The 13547-nt window shown below is 50.9% G+C and carries 16 protein-coding genes and 1 pseudogene; 3 read left to right on the top strand and 14 right to left on the bottom strand.

The window, feature by feature from the left end; genetic code table 11:
- The 9 genes from BM191_RS11580 to fkpA all read right to left on the bottom strand — a co-directional run.
- The coding region (locus BM191_RS11580) for a GTP-binding protein (RefSeq protein WP_092878317.1) at positions 1-674 on the bottom strand (674 nt) is incomplete at its 3' end.
- Positions 675-745: 71 nt separating this feature from the next.
- Positions 746-2854, bottom strand: a complete 2109-nt coding sequence (gene fusA, locus BM191_RS11575) for an elongation factor G (protein WP_092878315.1) — start codon at positions 2852-2854, stop codon at positions 746-748.
- Between the two features lie 93 nt (positions 2855-2947).
- Positions 2948-3418 carry a 30S ribosomal protein S7 gene (gene rpsG / locus BM191_RS11570; RefSeq protein ID WP_092878313.1) on the bottom strand — a complete coding sequence of 157 codons (471 nt, stop codon included), beginning with the start codon at positions 3416-3418 and terminating at the stop codon, positions 2948-2950.
- 96 nt (positions 3419-3514) lie between these two features.
- The gene (rpsL, locus tag BM191_RS11565; protein ID WP_092878311.1) at positions 3515-3889 is read right to left on the bottom strand and encodes a 30S ribosomal protein S12; all 375 of its coding nucleotides are present in this window, start codon (positions 3887-3889) and stop codon (positions 3515-3517) included.
- 124 nt (positions 3890-4013) lie between these two features.
- The gene (tusB, locus tag BM191_RS11560) at positions 4014-4301 is read right to left on the bottom strand and encodes a sulfurtransferase complex subunit TusB (protein WP_092878309.1); all 288 of its coding nucleotides are present in this window, start codon (positions 4299-4301) and stop codon (positions 4014-4016) included.
- A gap of 8 nt (positions 4302-4309) precedes the next feature.
- Complete coding sequence (tusC, locus tag BM191_RS11555) at positions 4310-4666, bottom strand: sulfurtransferase complex subunit TusC (protein WP_092878307.1); 357 nt, start codon at positions 4664-4666, stop codon at positions 4310-4312.
- Entirely contained in the window at positions 4666-5052 is a 387-nt protein-coding gene (tusD, locus tag BM191_RS11550; protein WP_092878305.1) for a sulfurtransferase complex subunit TusD, read from the bottom strand. Before tusD ends, tusC begins: the two co-directional genes overlap by 1 nt.
- Positions 5052-5774, bottom strand: coding sequence for a helix-turn-helix transcriptional regulator (locus BM191_RS11545; RefSeq protein ID WP_092878303.1), 723 nt, complete (start codon positions 5772-5774; stop codon positions 5052-5054). The genes tusD and BM191_RS11545 overlap by 1 nt, the downstream gene beginning before the upstream one ends.
- Positions 5775-5984: 210 nt before the next feature.
- A complete protein-coding gene (fkpA, locus tag BM191_RS11540; RefSeq protein ID WP_092878301.1) occupies positions 5985-6836 on the bottom strand; it encodes an FKBP-type peptidyl-prolyl cis-trans isomerase in 852 nt (283 codons plus the stop codon).
- Between the two features lie 292 nt (positions 6837-7128).
- Between fkpA and BM191_RS11535 the strand changes: the two genes are divergently transcribed.
- Positions 7129-7347, top strand: coding sequence for a SlyX family protein (locus tag BM191_RS11535; protein ID WP_092878299.1), 219 nt, complete (start codon positions 7129-7131; stop codon positions 7345-7347).
- Positions 7348-7471: 124 nt separating this feature from the next.
- On the opposite strand, the gene slyD is transcribed toward BM191_RS11535, so the two are convergent.
- From slyD to kefG, 4 genes are all read right to left on the bottom strand, one after another.
- Positions 7472-8017, bottom strand: coding sequence for a peptidylprolyl isomerase (gene slyD / locus BM191_RS11530; protein WP_092878297.1), 546 nt, complete (start codon positions 8015-8017; stop codon positions 7472-7474).
- A gap of 129 nt (positions 8018-8146) precedes the next feature.
- The gene (locus tag BM191_RS11525) at positions 8147-8341 is read right to left on the bottom strand and encodes a YheV family putative zinc ribbon protein (RefSeq protein ID WP_092878295.1); all 195 of its coding nucleotides are present in this window, start codon (positions 8339-8341) and stop codon (positions 8147-8149) included.
- A gap of 52 nt (positions 8342-8393) precedes the next feature.
- Entirely contained in the window at positions 8394-10199 is a 1806-nt protein-coding gene (gene kefB, locus BM191_RS11520) for a glutathione-regulated potassium-efflux system protein KefB (protein WP_092878293.1), read from the bottom strand.
- On the bottom strand, positions 10199-10750 hold the full coding sequence (kefG, locus tag BM191_RS11515) for a glutathione-regulated potassium-efflux system ancillary protein KefG (RefSeq protein ID WP_092878291.1): 552 nt from the start codon (positions 10748-10750) through the stop codon (positions 10199-10201). The genes kefB and kefG overlap by 1 nt, the downstream gene beginning before the upstream one ends.
- Before the next feature lie 125 nt (positions 10751-10875).
- On the opposite strand from kefG, the gene BM191_RS11510 reads away from it, so the two are divergent.
- Both BM191_RS11510 and BM191_RS11505 read left to right on the top strand, forming a co-directional pair.
- Positions 10876-12780, top strand: coding sequence for an ABC transporter ATP-binding protein (locus BM191_RS11510; RefSeq protein ID WP_092878289.1), 1905 nt, complete (start codon positions 10876-10878; stop codon positions 12778-12780).
- A 26-nt stretch (positions 12781-12806) separates the two neighbouring features.
- The gene (locus BM191_RS11505; protein WP_092878287.1) at positions 12807-13019 is read left to right on the top strand and encodes a hypothetical protein; all 213 of its coding nucleotides are present in this window, start codon (positions 12807-12809) and stop codon (positions 13017-13019) included.
- Positions 13020-13189: 170 nt separating this feature from the next.
- Here the strand turns inward: BM191_RS11505 and BM191_RS16570 are convergent.
- Positions 13190-13345: pseudogene (locus BM191_RS16570) on the bottom strand (TauD/TfdA family dioxygenase); the annotation flags it as partial.
- Between the last annotated feature and the right edge of the window lie 202 nt (positions 13346-13547).

Here is a 13547-nt window from a genome sequence, read left to right as displayed (position 1 = left end):
CCGCGGCCGGAGATAGAGAATACGTCTTCGATCGGCAGCAGGAACGGCAGGTCGATTGCACGCTGCGGATCCGGGATGTAGGTATCCAGGTAGCCCGCCAGCTCAATGATTTTCTCTTCCCACGCTGCGTCGCCTTCCAGCGCTTTCAGCGCAGAACCGCGTACGATTGGCGTGTCGTCTCCGGGGAAATCATAAGCTGACAGCAGCTCACGCACTTCCATTTCAACCAGTTCCAGCAGCTCTTCATCATCAACCATGTCACACTTGTTCAGGAACACGATGATGTAAGGAACGCCAACCTGGCGACCCAGCAGGATGTGCTCACGCGTCTGCGGCATCGGGCCGTCAGTCGCCGCAACAACCAGGATCGCGCCGTCCATCTGAGCAGCACCGGTGATCATGTTTTTCACATAGTCAGCGTGTCCCGGGCAGTCAACGTGCGCATAGTGACGGGTCGGGGTTTCGTACTCAACGTGAGACGTGTTAATGGTAATACCACGTGCTTTTTCTTCCGGCGCGTTATCGATCTGATCGAACGCACGAGCCTGTCCGCCAAACTTTTTAGACAGAACAGTGGTGATTGCAGCAGTCAGAGTGGTTTTACCGTGGTCAACGTGACCGATGGTACCCACGTTTACGTGCAGTTTGTTACGTTGAAATTGCTCTTTCGCCATGGCGATATTCCTTAACTGGTTATGACCTCATCATCGATGAGGTCATCTATTCACTTTGCTAAATCGTAGCCTTATTTGCCACGAGCTTCGATAACGGCCTGAGCGACGTTGTTCGGCGCTTCAGAGTACTTCAGGAACTCCATGGAGTACGAAGCACGACCCTGGGTCTGAGAACGCAGGTCAGTTGCATAACCAAACATTTCAGACAGAGGTACCTGAGCACGAACGGTCTTGCCGGTCGCAGTATCATCCATACCTTCGATGATGCCACGACGACGGTTAAGGTCACCGATTACGTCACCCATGTAGTCTTCTGGCGTTTCTACTTCAACCTTCATTACAGGCTCAAGCAGAACGGGTTTCGCTTTCTTAAAGCCATCTTTAAAGGCCAGAGAAGCTGCCAGTTTAAACGCCAGTTCAGAGGAGTCTACATCATGGTATGAACCAAAGTGCAAACGAACCCCCAGATCCACTACCGGATAGCCGGCCAGAGGACCAGATTTCAGCTGTTCCTGAATACCCTTGTCGACGGCTGGGATGTATTCGCCAGGAATAACACCACCTTTAATGTCGTTGGTAAAGGTATAGCCCGGACCGCCTGGCTCCAGCGGGAACAGGTCAATTACAACGTGACCATACTGACCACGACCACCAGACTGTTTCGCGTGTTTACCTTCGATATCCTTAACGGTATCGCGGATAGTTTCACGGTAAGCAACCTGCGGTTTACCTACATTCGCTTCAACGTTGAACTCGCGCTTCATGCGGTCAACGATGATTTCCAGGTGCAGTTCACCCATACCAGCGATGATAGTCTGATTCGACTCTTCGTCAGTCCATACGCGGAATGACGGGTCTTCTTTCGCCAGACGACCCAGAGCCAGACCCATTTTTTCCTGATCAGCTTTGGTTTTAGGCTCAACGGCGATAGAAATTACCGGTTCAGGGAACTCCATACGCTCAAGGATAATCGGTGAGTTGCTATCACAGAGAGTATCACCTGTAGTGACATCTTTCAGACCGATTGCCGCCGCGATGTCGCCTGCGCGAACTTCTTTAATCTCTTCACGCTTGTTAGCATGCATCTGAACGATACGACCAAAACGTTCACGCTGAGCTTTAACTGAGTTCAGCACGGTATCACCTGAATTAACCACGCCAGAGTACACGCGGAAGAAGGTCAGGTTACCCACGAACGGGTCGGTAGCGATTTTGAATGCCAGCGCAGAAAACGGCTCTTTATCATCAGAATGACGTTCTGCCGGAGTATCTTTGCCATCGTCCAGAATACCTTTGATCGCCGGAACATCTGTCGGCGCAGGCAGGTATTCAATAACCGCATCAAGCATAGCCTGAACGCCTTTGTTCTTAAACGCAGAACCGCAGGTAACCAGGATGATTTCGTTGTTCAGTACACGCTGACGCAGTCCGCTTTTGATCTCATCTTCAGTCAGATCGTCACCGCCGAGGTATTTCTCCATCAGCTCTTCTGAAGCTTCTGCTGCTGCTTCGATCAGGTTCTGATGCCATTCATCAGCCAGATCCTGCATATCAGCGGGAATATCTTCGTAAACGAAGGTCACGCCCTGATCGGCATCGTTCCAGTTGATAGCTTTCATTTTCACCAGATCAATTACACCGGTGAAATTATCTTCAGCACCAATTGCCAGCTGTAATGGAACCGGATTTGCACCCAAGCGGGTTTTGATCTGGCCAACAACTTTCAGGAAGTTAGCACCCATGCGGTCCATTTTGTTAACGAAGGCAATACGCGGAACTTTATATTTGTTTGCCTGACGCCATACGGTTTCAGACTGCGGCTGAACGCCACCAACCGCACAGTAAACCATTACAGCACCATCAAGAACACGCATTGAACGCTCTACTTCGATAGTAAAGTCAACGTGTCCTGGGGTGTCGATAATGTTTACGCGATGTGGCTCAAACTGCTTAGCCATACCAGCCCAGAACGCAGTGGTCGCTGCAGAGGTGATGGTGATACCACGCTCCTGCTCCTGAGCCATCCAGTCCATGGTGGCAGCGCCATCGTGAACTTCACCGATTTTGTGGTTAACACCGGTGTAGAACAGGATGCGTTCGGTAGTCGTGGTTTTACCGGCGTCGATATGTGCGCTGATACCGATGTTACGGTAACGCGTAATGGGTGTTGTACGAGCCATTTGATTCCTCTGATTCTCGGACGTTCTAAGTTAGTCAATCCCAGCGGGATGATAGCTTTCACGCCCGCCGGGTTAATAACAACTACCTGGCTGTTACCAGCGGTAGTGTGCGAACGCCTTGTTGGCTTCGGCCATACGGTGAACGTCTTCACGTTTCTTCACTGCCGTGCCTTTATTTTCAGCAGCATCAGAAAGTTCGTTCGCCAGGCGCAGAGCCATAGATTTATCACCGCGTTTACGAGCAGCTTCAACGATCCAACGCATTGCCAGAGCATTACGGCGAACCGGACGAACTTCAACAGGAACCTGATAAGTAGAGCCACCAACGCGGCGAGACTTAACTTCGACAGTCGGACGCACGTTTTCGAGAGCTACTTCAAAAGCTTCCAGTTCGTTTTTACCTGAACGCTGAGCCAGGGCCTCAAGCGCGGTATAAACGATTGATTCAGCAGTAGATTTTTTACCATCTACCATCAGGATATTGACAAATTTAGCCAGCAGCTCTGATCCAAACTTAGGATCCGGCAGAATTTTACGCTGACCAATGACGCGACGACGTGGCATGGAAATACTCCGTTGTTAATTCAGGATTGTCCAAAACTCTACGAGTTTAGTTTGACATTTAAGTTAAAACGTTTGGCCTTACTTAACGGAGAACCATTAAGCCTTTGGCTTCTTCACGCCGTACTTGGAGCGAGATTGCTTACGGTCTTTAACACCTGAGCAGTCCAGCGCGCCACGAACGGTGTGGTAACGCACACCTGGCAGGTCTTTAACACGACCGCCACGGATCAGGATCACAGAGTGCTCCTGCAGATTGTGACCTTCACCACCAATGTAGGAGGTCACTTCGAAACCGTTAGTCAGACGCACACGGCAAACTTTACGCAGCGCGGAGTTAGGTTTCTTAGGAGTGGTGGTATATACGCGAGTACATACACCACGTTTTTGCGGGCAAGCTTCCAACGCCGGCACGTTGCTCTTAGCAACTTTGCGCACGCGCGGTTTGCGAACCAGCTGATTAACTGTTGACATTAAAAAGCTCCTGGTTTTTGCTTTGCTTCGTAAACACGTAATAAATCCACCTCGTAATATAACGAGGACGCAGAATTTTAGGGCTGAGCAGAAAAGGTGTCAAGAAATAACCAAGTTTCTCGTACTACCAGGCCATTTGATGTGGATTTTTAACCGTAAGCGCGACGAATTTATTATAGTCCACCACGCTGACTTTGTTTGAAATTTGAGCAACAAGGCCGCGCGCTTCAAGATCGACACGCAGAGCAAATAGCGTTACGCCAGAGGTCTGTAGTGCCTGAAACGCCATAGTTGAGGGTAAAGCGGCGATGACGCCGTCCTGTAACATCAGCAGGTCATCCCCCGGCATCAGCATACGTAACAGAGCGGAAAAATCACACTGAAAGGGAGAATGTCGCAGCGTATGTAGCATCAGGTACCTCAGAAGGTGAAGATTTGCTGATAGCCGCCCAGCGTTTTACGCAGCTCCTTTAGCGGCAATCGTGTTACCGGCAGCACCCAGTTCGCCTGCTCCAGACCGCGCTCACACACAGAAGCTTCGCAAATAAAGCATGACTCCACGTCATACAGCGGCAATACACCGAAGGTGGCAATATAGTCGCGAGATAAAATTTTACCTGGCAGCTGTTGAGGCAAAAGCTGTAGCACTCCGTCGGCAATAAAGAAAACTCCGATATTATCACTCAATGCCGAGACGGCCAGTAAGGCATCCAGCCCCTCTCGACCGGAGCTGCTTCCATGAGGAGATTGGGTGAAAACAAACGCCACAGATTTCATCAGAACTGAACCACCCGATCGCAGTTTAACGCGGCTTCCGCCAGCGCCCCTAATCCGGATAACACAAAACCCGTGGCGAGATTCTCACCCTCAATGCCTGCCTCGCGCCCTTCCTCGCTGTTTAGCACGCCACGGCGCAGAGCAGCTGCGACGCAAATATTCAACCTCACACCGTATTGTTGATGGATCTCTTGCCATGCTCTGACCATATGCTGCTCATCGCTGGCGGGCGCTGTCAGACGGTTAGCATTGTAGACCCCTTCACGGTAAAAAAAGACGCTGATCAGCTGATGTTCACTGGTACAAAGCGCACGGGCGAACTGGAGTGCACTGATACTCTGCTGAGTACCATAGGCCGGGCCGGTCACCATCAGGCTGAAACGCATTAGCGTTCATGCCCCTGAACGTCGCCGCTTTTGAATTGGCGGATATACAGATAAACCGTGTGCTTAGAAATAGTGAGGCGTTCTGCAACCTGGTTAATTGCGTCTTTGATATCGAAAATGCCTTTTTCATAAAGGTTAAGGACTATCTGCCGGTTCTTGGCATTATTGGAGACATTGCGGTCGGCGCTAACTTCTTCAATCGAAAACTCCAGCGTCTGAGTAACCAGATCTTCAACGGAAGAGGCAAAGTTTACCGCGGGCGAGACTTCCGGTGCTTCTGGCGGAATAAAAGTAGACATAATTTGTGAGAAGGGGACGTCAAGATTCATATTGATGCACAGCAGACCAATGACTCGTTGCTGGCGATTACGAATAGCGATGGTCACCGATTTCATCAGCACGCCGCTTTTGGCGCGTGTAAAATAGGCCCGTGAAACGTTACTATCGGCATCGGTCATATCATGCAGCATGCGCAACGCCAAATCCGTAATTGGCGAGCCGATTTGACGGCCTGTATGCTCGCCGTTAGCGATCCTAACCGCCGAACAGTTCAAATCCTCAAGGGAATGAAGCACGATTTCACAGTGGGAGCCAATCAGCATAGCTAGCCCATCAACGACGGCCTGATAGGAGTTAAGTATCTCGTGATCGCTATCTTCAAACGGATGCTGTCCCAGCAATTCTGAATCGGCGGGATCACCTATAGTAAGTGAATTCGACATCAACGACACCACCCTTTTATCAATAGCCTGTCTGCTCACCGTGCGACAGACTCACTTTACCTGTTTTTCATATGGATAAGTTTAACAAATGCAAGAAAGGTGCGCCCTGCCTTTGTTAATGATTCGTCATTTTCGTTCAGACGCCGACGACAGGAAAGGGAGAGGCAAAAACAATCGCCACCCGGAGGTGGCGACAACGTAACAGGATGATTATTTACTGGCTTTAGTCACCGCAGCGCTCTTGCCATGTGCAGTCTGAGCAGACTGCGGGGTTTTATTATCAGTCTGGGCTGTTGCAGGCTTAACATCCAGGAGCTCAACGTTAAATATCAGCGTTGAATTTGGTGGAATGCCGGGAACTCCGTTCTTGCCATAAGCCAGGTCCGGCGGAATAACCAGCTCGATTTTACCACCTTTCTTGATATGCTTCAGACCTTCAGTCCAGCCGGGAATAACACTATCAAGGCGGAAGGACAGTGGTTCACCACGGGTATAAGAGTCATCAAACACGGTGCCGTCAACCAGTGTACCCTTGTAGTTCACAACTACGGTATCGCTGTCCTTGGGCGTCTCACCGGTGCCTTCTTTCTCTACTTTATAGAGCAGACCCGACTTCGTTTTTTTCACGCCTTTTTCTTTGGCGAATTTATTTGCGAAGGCTTCACCTTTGACAGCGTTCTCTTTCGCATCTTTTTCCATTTTTGCCTGGGCAGCAGTTTTTACCCGCCCCTCAAAAGATTGCAGGGTTTGTTCAATTTCCTGATCGGAGAGTTTGCTTTTGCCAGCAAATGCATCCTGAACGCCAGCAATCAACTGTGATTTATCAAGCTTGATACCCAGCTTCTCCTGCTCTTTCAGAGAATTCTCCATGTAACGACCCAGAGAAGCGCCAAGCGCATAGGCAGACTGCTGATCCTCATTTTTGAATGCAGCATTTTTCGGTGCCTGCTGCGGCTGAGTCGGTGCTGGCGCAGCCTTGGCTTCCGCCGCCATTGCCAAAGGGGCATTTAGTGCGACGGCCATGGTGGTGGCTAACAGCGTTACTTTAAACAGTGATTTCATCCATTTCTCCAAACCCGAAGCCTCTCGCCCCGGAAGTCATGTGCAAGCCAAACGGCCTGTGGCGGTACTATACCTTTGCGTGAGAAAACAAAACACTCTCACATTCAAACAGCCTGCTCGATAAGACTTTAGCCGCGAGAGGAAGTTTCATCAGAAACATGCGGTCTTTAGCTTATTTTTTCAACCTCTAAGAGCAAGTTCAGCCATTTGGTGTGCGTATAGTATTAGATTACCGTTAATATCAACATAATAAGATCTGCCTGCTTTGCGGGAGGTAACAAGAGGAAATACTATGCAACAATTGCCGTTCAAAAAGCGTCTGGAAGAACTGGAGAGCCGTCTGGCATTTCAGGAGCATACGATTGAGGCCCTCAATCAAACGGTAACTCAGCATGAACTGGAGATGGCGCGAATGCGCGAGCAAATGCGGTTAGTAGTAGAAAAACTTAAAAGCGCGGCGCCATCGATGGTGGCACATCAGTCTGAAGAAACCCCTCCGCCCCATTACTGACCAACGGCTTGAGTGGAAAACGCGCCAGACAAAGGCCAACAAAGAAATAACCTTTGCTGGCCTTTTAAGCATCTGCGGCTGAGAGTATATCAACCGGCTTCAAAGCCGGTTAAGTTGCACAGACTCAGTGGCAGCCGCAGCTACCATTGCCGCCGCAACCGCCGCCATGTTGATGATCATGGTCGTGGTCATGATGATGATCATGCTCACCGTGAACATGGCCGTGCGCAATTTCTTCCTCGGTTGCTTCACGGATAGCCATCACTTCCACGTTAAAATGTAGATTCTGCCCTGCCAGCATGTGATTACCATCGACGGTGACATGATCGTCTTCAACGCCAGTAATCTCTACCGGCACCTGCCCCTGATCTGTTTCTGCCAGGAAACGCATGCCAACCTGCAGCTCATCAACGCCCATAAAAACATCTTTCTGTACGCGCTGAACCAGATTGTCGTCATACTGGCCATAGGCATCATTGGCTCCAACATCCACGTCGAATTTATCGCCAACCTCACGCCCTTCCAGTGCGTTTTCCAGACCAGAGATAAGAGAGCCATGACCATGAAGATAATCCAGTGGCGCGCTCACCGGAGATTCATCAACTAATACACCGTCTTCGGTACGTACCTGATAGGCCAGGCTAACCACCAGGTCTTTTGCTACTTTCATGATTACTCCTAACCGTTGAGAGCGTTCTTTGTATGCAGTACCACATTGTACTTACACATTGGATTGCGCCGATTGTACCGGAATTCAATGTGTCTGTGTGATTAAGCTCAAAAAAAGTGACGCCTTGCGTTACTCCGGATGAAAGATCCCGATGACCTGCTCTTTTTCACGCACACTCTTTTGATTTTGCTTATCGGCCTCGCGCATCTGGTGGCCGCACTTAACGCATTCAACGACATCTATATTGTGTTCTCGCCACAACGTCAGCACATCTTGTTGCTGACAGGCCGGGCAGACCGCACCCGCAATAAAACGTTTAGCCATCGTTACACCTTAAATAACGGACGGGTAGCGCGATCAGCTTTCACAATCCGATTTATTCATAATCATCCCAGTCATTGAACTGGCGCTGCTCGTATCGCATTTCCATTTTGAATATATCTTCCAGTTCCCGGCGCGCTTCCCTGACCCTGGAAATTTGCTGGCTGTCGGCGTGGTCTGGCATTAATTCACGCAGCATTCGCATATCGAGTCGACGAAAATGCTGCTGGGCGCGAAAAGCCTGGTGGGGGTGCATCCCCAGAGAAATAAGTGCTTTGCGGCCCAACTCCAGCGCACTGGAAAAGGTTTCACGTGAAAATTGATCCACTCCAGCCTGCAATAACTCATGGGCTTCCACCCGCCCGCGAGCCCGCGCCAGAATTTTTAGCTGCGGGAAATGTGTCTGGCACAGATGTACAATTTGTATCGCCGTTTCCGGTCCATTGCAGGCTATCACGATCGACTCTGCATTTTCAGCACCGGCAGCACGCAGCAACTCTAACTGTGTGGCATCGCCGTAATAGACCTTATAGCCGTATTTACGCATCAGGCTTACGGCGCTGATATCGCGTTCCAGAACCGTAATCCGCTTTTCATTGGCCATCAGCAGGCGGGCGACAACCTGGCCGAAGCGGCCAAAACCTACCACAATCACCTGCGGCTCATCGTTCTCTACGAAAGGTTTTTCATCCTGTTCGTCAACATCGTTAAAACGCCGCGCCAGGATCTTATCAACCAGCTGCATCAACAACGGTGTGGTAATCATCGACAACGTCACCGTCACCAGCAGCAAGGGTAGCTGATCTCCGTTAAAAAGCTTCGCTGAAGAAGCTGCAGAAAAAAGCACGAAGGCGAACTCTCCGCCCTGGCTCAACACCGCAGCAAATTGCAACCGCTCCGAACTTCGTAAACCATAAATACGCGAAAGCAGATAAAGCACCAGCGACTTTATCGCCACCAGACTGGCTACGCCCGCTAAAATAATCCCTACATGTGTACAGAGCACTCCGAGATTCAGTGCCATACCAACCGATATAAAGAACAGTCCCAGCAGCAGTCCTTTAAAAGGATCAATGGCAATTTCCAGCTCGTGGCGATATTCGCTTTCGGCCAACAGAACACCGGCGATGAAGGTACCGAGAGCCATCGACAGGCCTAATGCATCCATAAAGAGTGCCGCGCCCAACACCAGTAGCAATGAGGTGGCAATAAAAATTTCGCGTACGCCTGAAGCGGCAATAAAACGCAGAATTGGCCTCAGCAAATAGCGCCCGCCAATTAACATGCCCGCAAACGCCAGCACTTTCATGCCGACTTTCATCCAGTCGGCATGTCCATCGCCGTGGCCCGCCAGTAGCGGAACCAGCGCCAGCGCTGGAATAACGGCCAGATCCTGAAACAATAGCACCGAAAAGCCCAGCTGCCCTGATTCACTACGATTCATGCCTTTATCGCGCATCAACTGCAGGGCCATCGCTGTCGATGACATCGCCAGTCCGATCCCGCCAATCACCGCAGCCTCCCAGCTGAATCGGGTCAGCCATAGCAAACCTGCTAAAGCCGCGGCGCTGAATATCACCTGCGCGGCGCCGACCCCAAAAATTGAGCGTCGCAGCTGCCACAATTTGGCCGGATTCAGCTCCAAACCAATAATAAACATCAGAAATACGACGCCCAGCTCAGAAAAATGCAAAATTTCATCCACATCACTAATAAAACCCAGCCCCCATGGACCAATAGCAACACCCGCCAGCAGGTAGCCCAACACGGCACCAATGCCAATGCGCGCCGCCAATGGCACCACCAGCACTGCAGCAAAAAGATAAACCACACCCGCCGTTAACAGTGCCTGTCCTTCCATTAATGCCCCCCTGGCGGCAATGGTGACGCCAGCCACTCGCCGTAAGCGCGGGAAAAATTTTTCATCGCCTCGGATGACTGACGCCGTGCCCAATAAACCACCATTGGCGTCAGCCAGTGCATATGGCACATCCGGGCGGTGAGTTCAAAAGGACGCATAATTTCCGATAACGGATGGCGGTTCAGGCCGTTGTGATGATATGCCGACTCAGGTTCGCCAGTCGTAACAACACTACGCCAGAATTTACCTTCCAGCGCAGTACCCTCTACTCCGCTGGCAAAGCCGCGAGATAGCACGCGGTCCAGCCACTCTTTTAACAGCGCAGGGCAGCTATAAGTGTAAAGTGGATGTTGAAAAACAATCACCTGATGCGTACGCAGCAGCTGCTGTTCGCGATGGATATCAATAAAAAAATCCGGATATTCTGCATACAATTCATGCACGGTAACGTTATCAAGTTGACTGGCTGATTGCAGTAGTACCCGATTGGCAATAGAGTCCTGTGACTCCGGGTGCGCATAGAGCAGCAAGACTTTCGGCGGCTGCAACATCATTTCCCCCTTCAAATCGTCGTGTTGATCGGCGATTTCCGTTACCATGCACTACGCGATGGAATCGGTGATTCCGAAATTTTTATTGAAATACTAATTTAACATATACCCTTAATCCGGCGCTTATGATTGTCTTCTCTTCCTTACAAATTAGACGCGGGGTGCACGTCCTGCTTGATAACGCTTCCGCCGCCATTAATCCTGGACAAAAAGTAGGTCTGGTTGGCAAAAACGGCTGCGGAAAATCTACCCTGCTTTCATTGCTGAAAAATGAAATCAGTCCGGATGCAGGGACAGCTCGCTGGCCCACAACCTGGTCGCTGGCATGGGTAAATCAGGAAACCCCGGCGCTGCAAAAGGCCGCCATTGAATACGTTATTGATGGCGATCGCGAGTACCGTCAGTTGGAAGCCGCGTTAAACGATGCCAACGCCCGTAATGATGGCAACGCAATTGCCTCAATTCACGGCCAGTTAGATGCGATTAATGCATGGAGCATACAGGCGCGGGCGGCCAGCCTGTTAAGCGGGCTGGGCTTTTTGCAGGATCAAATAACCCAGCCGGTAAGCGCTTTTTCCGGCGGCTGGCGTATGCGCCTTAATCTGGCCCAGGCGCTGCTATGCCGTTCTGACCTACTGTTACTTGATGAACCAACTAACCACCTTGATCTCGATGCAGTTATCTGGCTTGAGCGCTGGCTGAAAAGCTATTCTGGCACGCTGATTCTGATCTCGCACGACCGTGACTTTCTTGATCCGGTCGTGAACAAAATCTTGCATATCGAACAGCAGAATCTGTTCGAGTACACCGGGAATTACAGTTCGTTTGAAATTCAGCGTGCAACCAAACTAGCGCAGCAGCAGGCAATGTTTGAAAGCCAGCAGCAAAAAGTGGCGCATCTGCAAAGCTACATCGATCGCTTTCGCGCAAAGGCGTCAAAAGCGAAACAGGCTCAGAGTCGTATTAAGATGCTGGAGCGTATGGAGCTGATCGCCCCGGCCCACGTTGATAATCCCTTTAGTTTTAGTTTCCGCCCGCCGGAAAGTCTACCAAACCCGCTGCTGAAAATGGAAAAAGTCAGCGCAGGGTATGGGGAGCGCACGGTTCTGGACGCGATTAAGCTGAACCTGGTGCCAGGCTCACGTATCGGCCTGCTAGGCCGTAACGGCGCCGGAAAATCCACCTTAATTAAGCTGCTGGCAGGCGAGCTTTCACCGCAACTAGGGGATATCGGCCTGGCAAAAGGCGTCAAACTTGGCTATTTCGCTCAACATCAACTTGAGTTTTTACGCCCTGACGAATCGCCACTTCAGCATCTGGCCCGCCAGGCGCCGAAAGTATCCGAACAGCAATTGCGCGACTACCTCGGCGGGTTTGCATTCCAGGGCGATAAGATTAATGAACATATCGCGCGTTTTTCCGGTGGCGAAAAAGCACGCCTGGTTCTGGCGCTGATCGTCTGGGATCGGCCAAACCTACTGTTACTCGATGAACCAACTAACCACCTCGATCTCGATATGCGACAGGCGCTGACTGAAGCGTTAATTGATTTTGAGGGCGCGCTAGTGGTTGTATCGCACGACCGGCACTTATTACGGGCAACAACCGACGATCTCTATCTGGTCCACGACGGTAAAGTCGACGTATTTAGCGGCGATCTGGAGGACTATCAGCAGTGGCTGAGCGACTTGCAAAAGCTGGAGATGCAGCCGTCAGCACAGGTAAGGAATGAAAATCAACACAGCGCTCAGGCACGTAAAGATCAGAAACGACGCGATGCTGAACGGCGAGCTCAGACTCAGCCTCTGCGTAAACTGATCGAAAAGCTCGAAAAGCAGATGGCCCAGCTGCATAAACAGCTTGGCGATGTGGAGAGCCGACTATCTGACAGCGCAATCTACGAGCAGGGTCACAAAGCCGACCTGTCTGCCGCATTGCAACAGCAAGCGCAGGCGAAAAGCGAGCTTGAGCACTGCGAGATGGCGTGGCTGGACGCTCAGGAGCAGCTTGAGCAGATTCATGCGCAATAATCGCCGATTGAGGTGCTGTCTCGTCTTTGCGCTTCAATACCGGGTTTTATGGCGTTGCCTGCGTCCAGTCCTCATGTTTCAGCCCGGCTTCCGGTCTGTTCGCCGGGCGTTCATTTTCTACCCTCGACTCAGCCTGGGCTGGCTCCATCCGTTCGCTACTGATAAGTCCGGGTACGCAGGTTCGTCACGATGATGGTGATGCTTTGATTAAAGAGCGTAGGCCAGACGCAGACATTTAATCTGGCGTAGATATGGTTAAGCTTTTTACTCAAGCCATACAGAAGTTCACTTCGGAGAAAAGGACCGAGCTGATTTCAGCCAACTCACGGACACAAGGTCAGGCTCGCGCTGAAGCAGCAAGCACAGTCACCGTTGTGATCACAGCGGGAGCAGTCAGGCCGTCGCATCCTTAGCCGGCGAAAACGGGTTTGTCCCCCAACACTGTCGCCCGGTTCATCACCCGGCGCGCCGGATAATAATCAGCATTCGCATAGTGCGGAGTGACCCGGTTATCCCAGATAGCCATATCGTCTTGCGGCCAGCGCCAGCGCATCTGAAACGGCACTGTTGTAAATATCAGGTAGGTTGAGTAGATCCTGCTATTACATGCTGTCAGCCTCGTCCAGCCCCTCGCCTGCCCAGAGTTGAGTTCTGAACAGACTCACGATTTCTGTGAAAGTCCAATATGCGAGATTCTATCGGATGAATGATCTGACCAGCCGAAGCAGTGACATTTAAGATAAACAAGAAAGACTACGTACATAAAC

It is taken from the genome of Izhakiella capsodis (assembly GCF_900115045.1).
GTDB lineage: Bacteria > Pseudomonadota > Gammaproteobacteria > Enterobacterales > Enterobacteriaceae > Izhakiella > Izhakiella capsodis.
Note: the sequence above shows the minus strand (reverse complement) of the source record. Positions and strands in the feature narration are given on the sequence as shown.

Excerpts from the sequence above, each read along its gene's own strand:
- fusA (WP_092878315.1), bottom strand. The coding sequence starts at position 2,854 with ATGGCTCGTACAACACCCATTACGCGTTACCGTAACATCGGTATCAGC.
- rpsG (WP_092878313.1), bottom strand. The coding sequence starts at position 3,418 with ATGCCACGTCGTCGCGTCATTGGTCAGCGTAAAATTCTGCCGGATCCT.
- rpsL (WP_092878311.1), bottom strand. The coding sequence starts at position 3,889 with ATGTCAACAGTTAATCAGCTGGTTCGCAAACCGCGCGTGCGCAAAGTT.
- tusB (WP_092878309.1), bottom strand. The coding sequence starts at position 4,301 with ATGCTACATACGCTGCGACATTCTCCCTTTCAGTGTGATTTTTCCGCT.
- tusC (WP_092878307.1), bottom strand. The coding sequence starts at position 4,666 with ATGAAATCTGTGGCGTTTGTTTTCACCCAATCTCCTCATGGAAGCAGC.
- tusD (WP_092878305.1), bottom strand. The coding sequence starts at position 5,052 with ATGCGTTTCAGCCTGATGGTGACCGGCCCGGCCTATGGTACTCAGCAG.
- BM191_RS11545 (WP_092878303.1), bottom strand. The coding sequence starts at position 5,774 with ATGTCGAATTCACTTACTATAGGTGATCCCGCCGATTCAGAATTGCTG.
- fkpA (WP_092878301.1), bottom strand. The coding sequence starts at position 6,836 with ATGAAATCACTGTTTAAAGTAACGCTGTTAGCCACCACCATGGCCGTC.
- BM191_RS11535 (WP_092878299.1), top strand. The coding sequence starts at position 7,129 with ATGCAACAATTGCCGTTCAAAAAGCGTCTGGAAGAACTGGAGAGCCGT.
- slyD (WP_092878297.1), bottom strand. The coding sequence starts at position 8,017 with ATGAAAGTAGCAAAAGACCTGGTGGTTAGCCTGGCCTATCAGGTACGT.
- BM191_RS11525 (WP_092878295.1), bottom strand. The coding sequence starts at position 8,341 with ATGGCTAAACGTTTTATTGCGGGTGCGGTCTGCCCGGCCTGTCAGCAA.
- kefB (WP_092878293.1), bottom strand. The coding sequence starts at position 10,199 with ATGGAAGGACAGGCACTGTTAACGGCGGGTGTGGTTTATCTTTTTGCT.
- kefG (WP_092878291.1), bottom strand. The coding sequence starts at position 10,750 with ATGTTGCAGCCGCCGAAAGTCTTGCTGCTCTATGCGCACCCGGAGTCA.
- BM191_RS11510 (WP_092878289.1), top strand. The coding sequence starts at position 10,876 with ATGATTGTCTTCTCTTCCTTACAAATTAGACGCGGGGTGCACGTCCTG.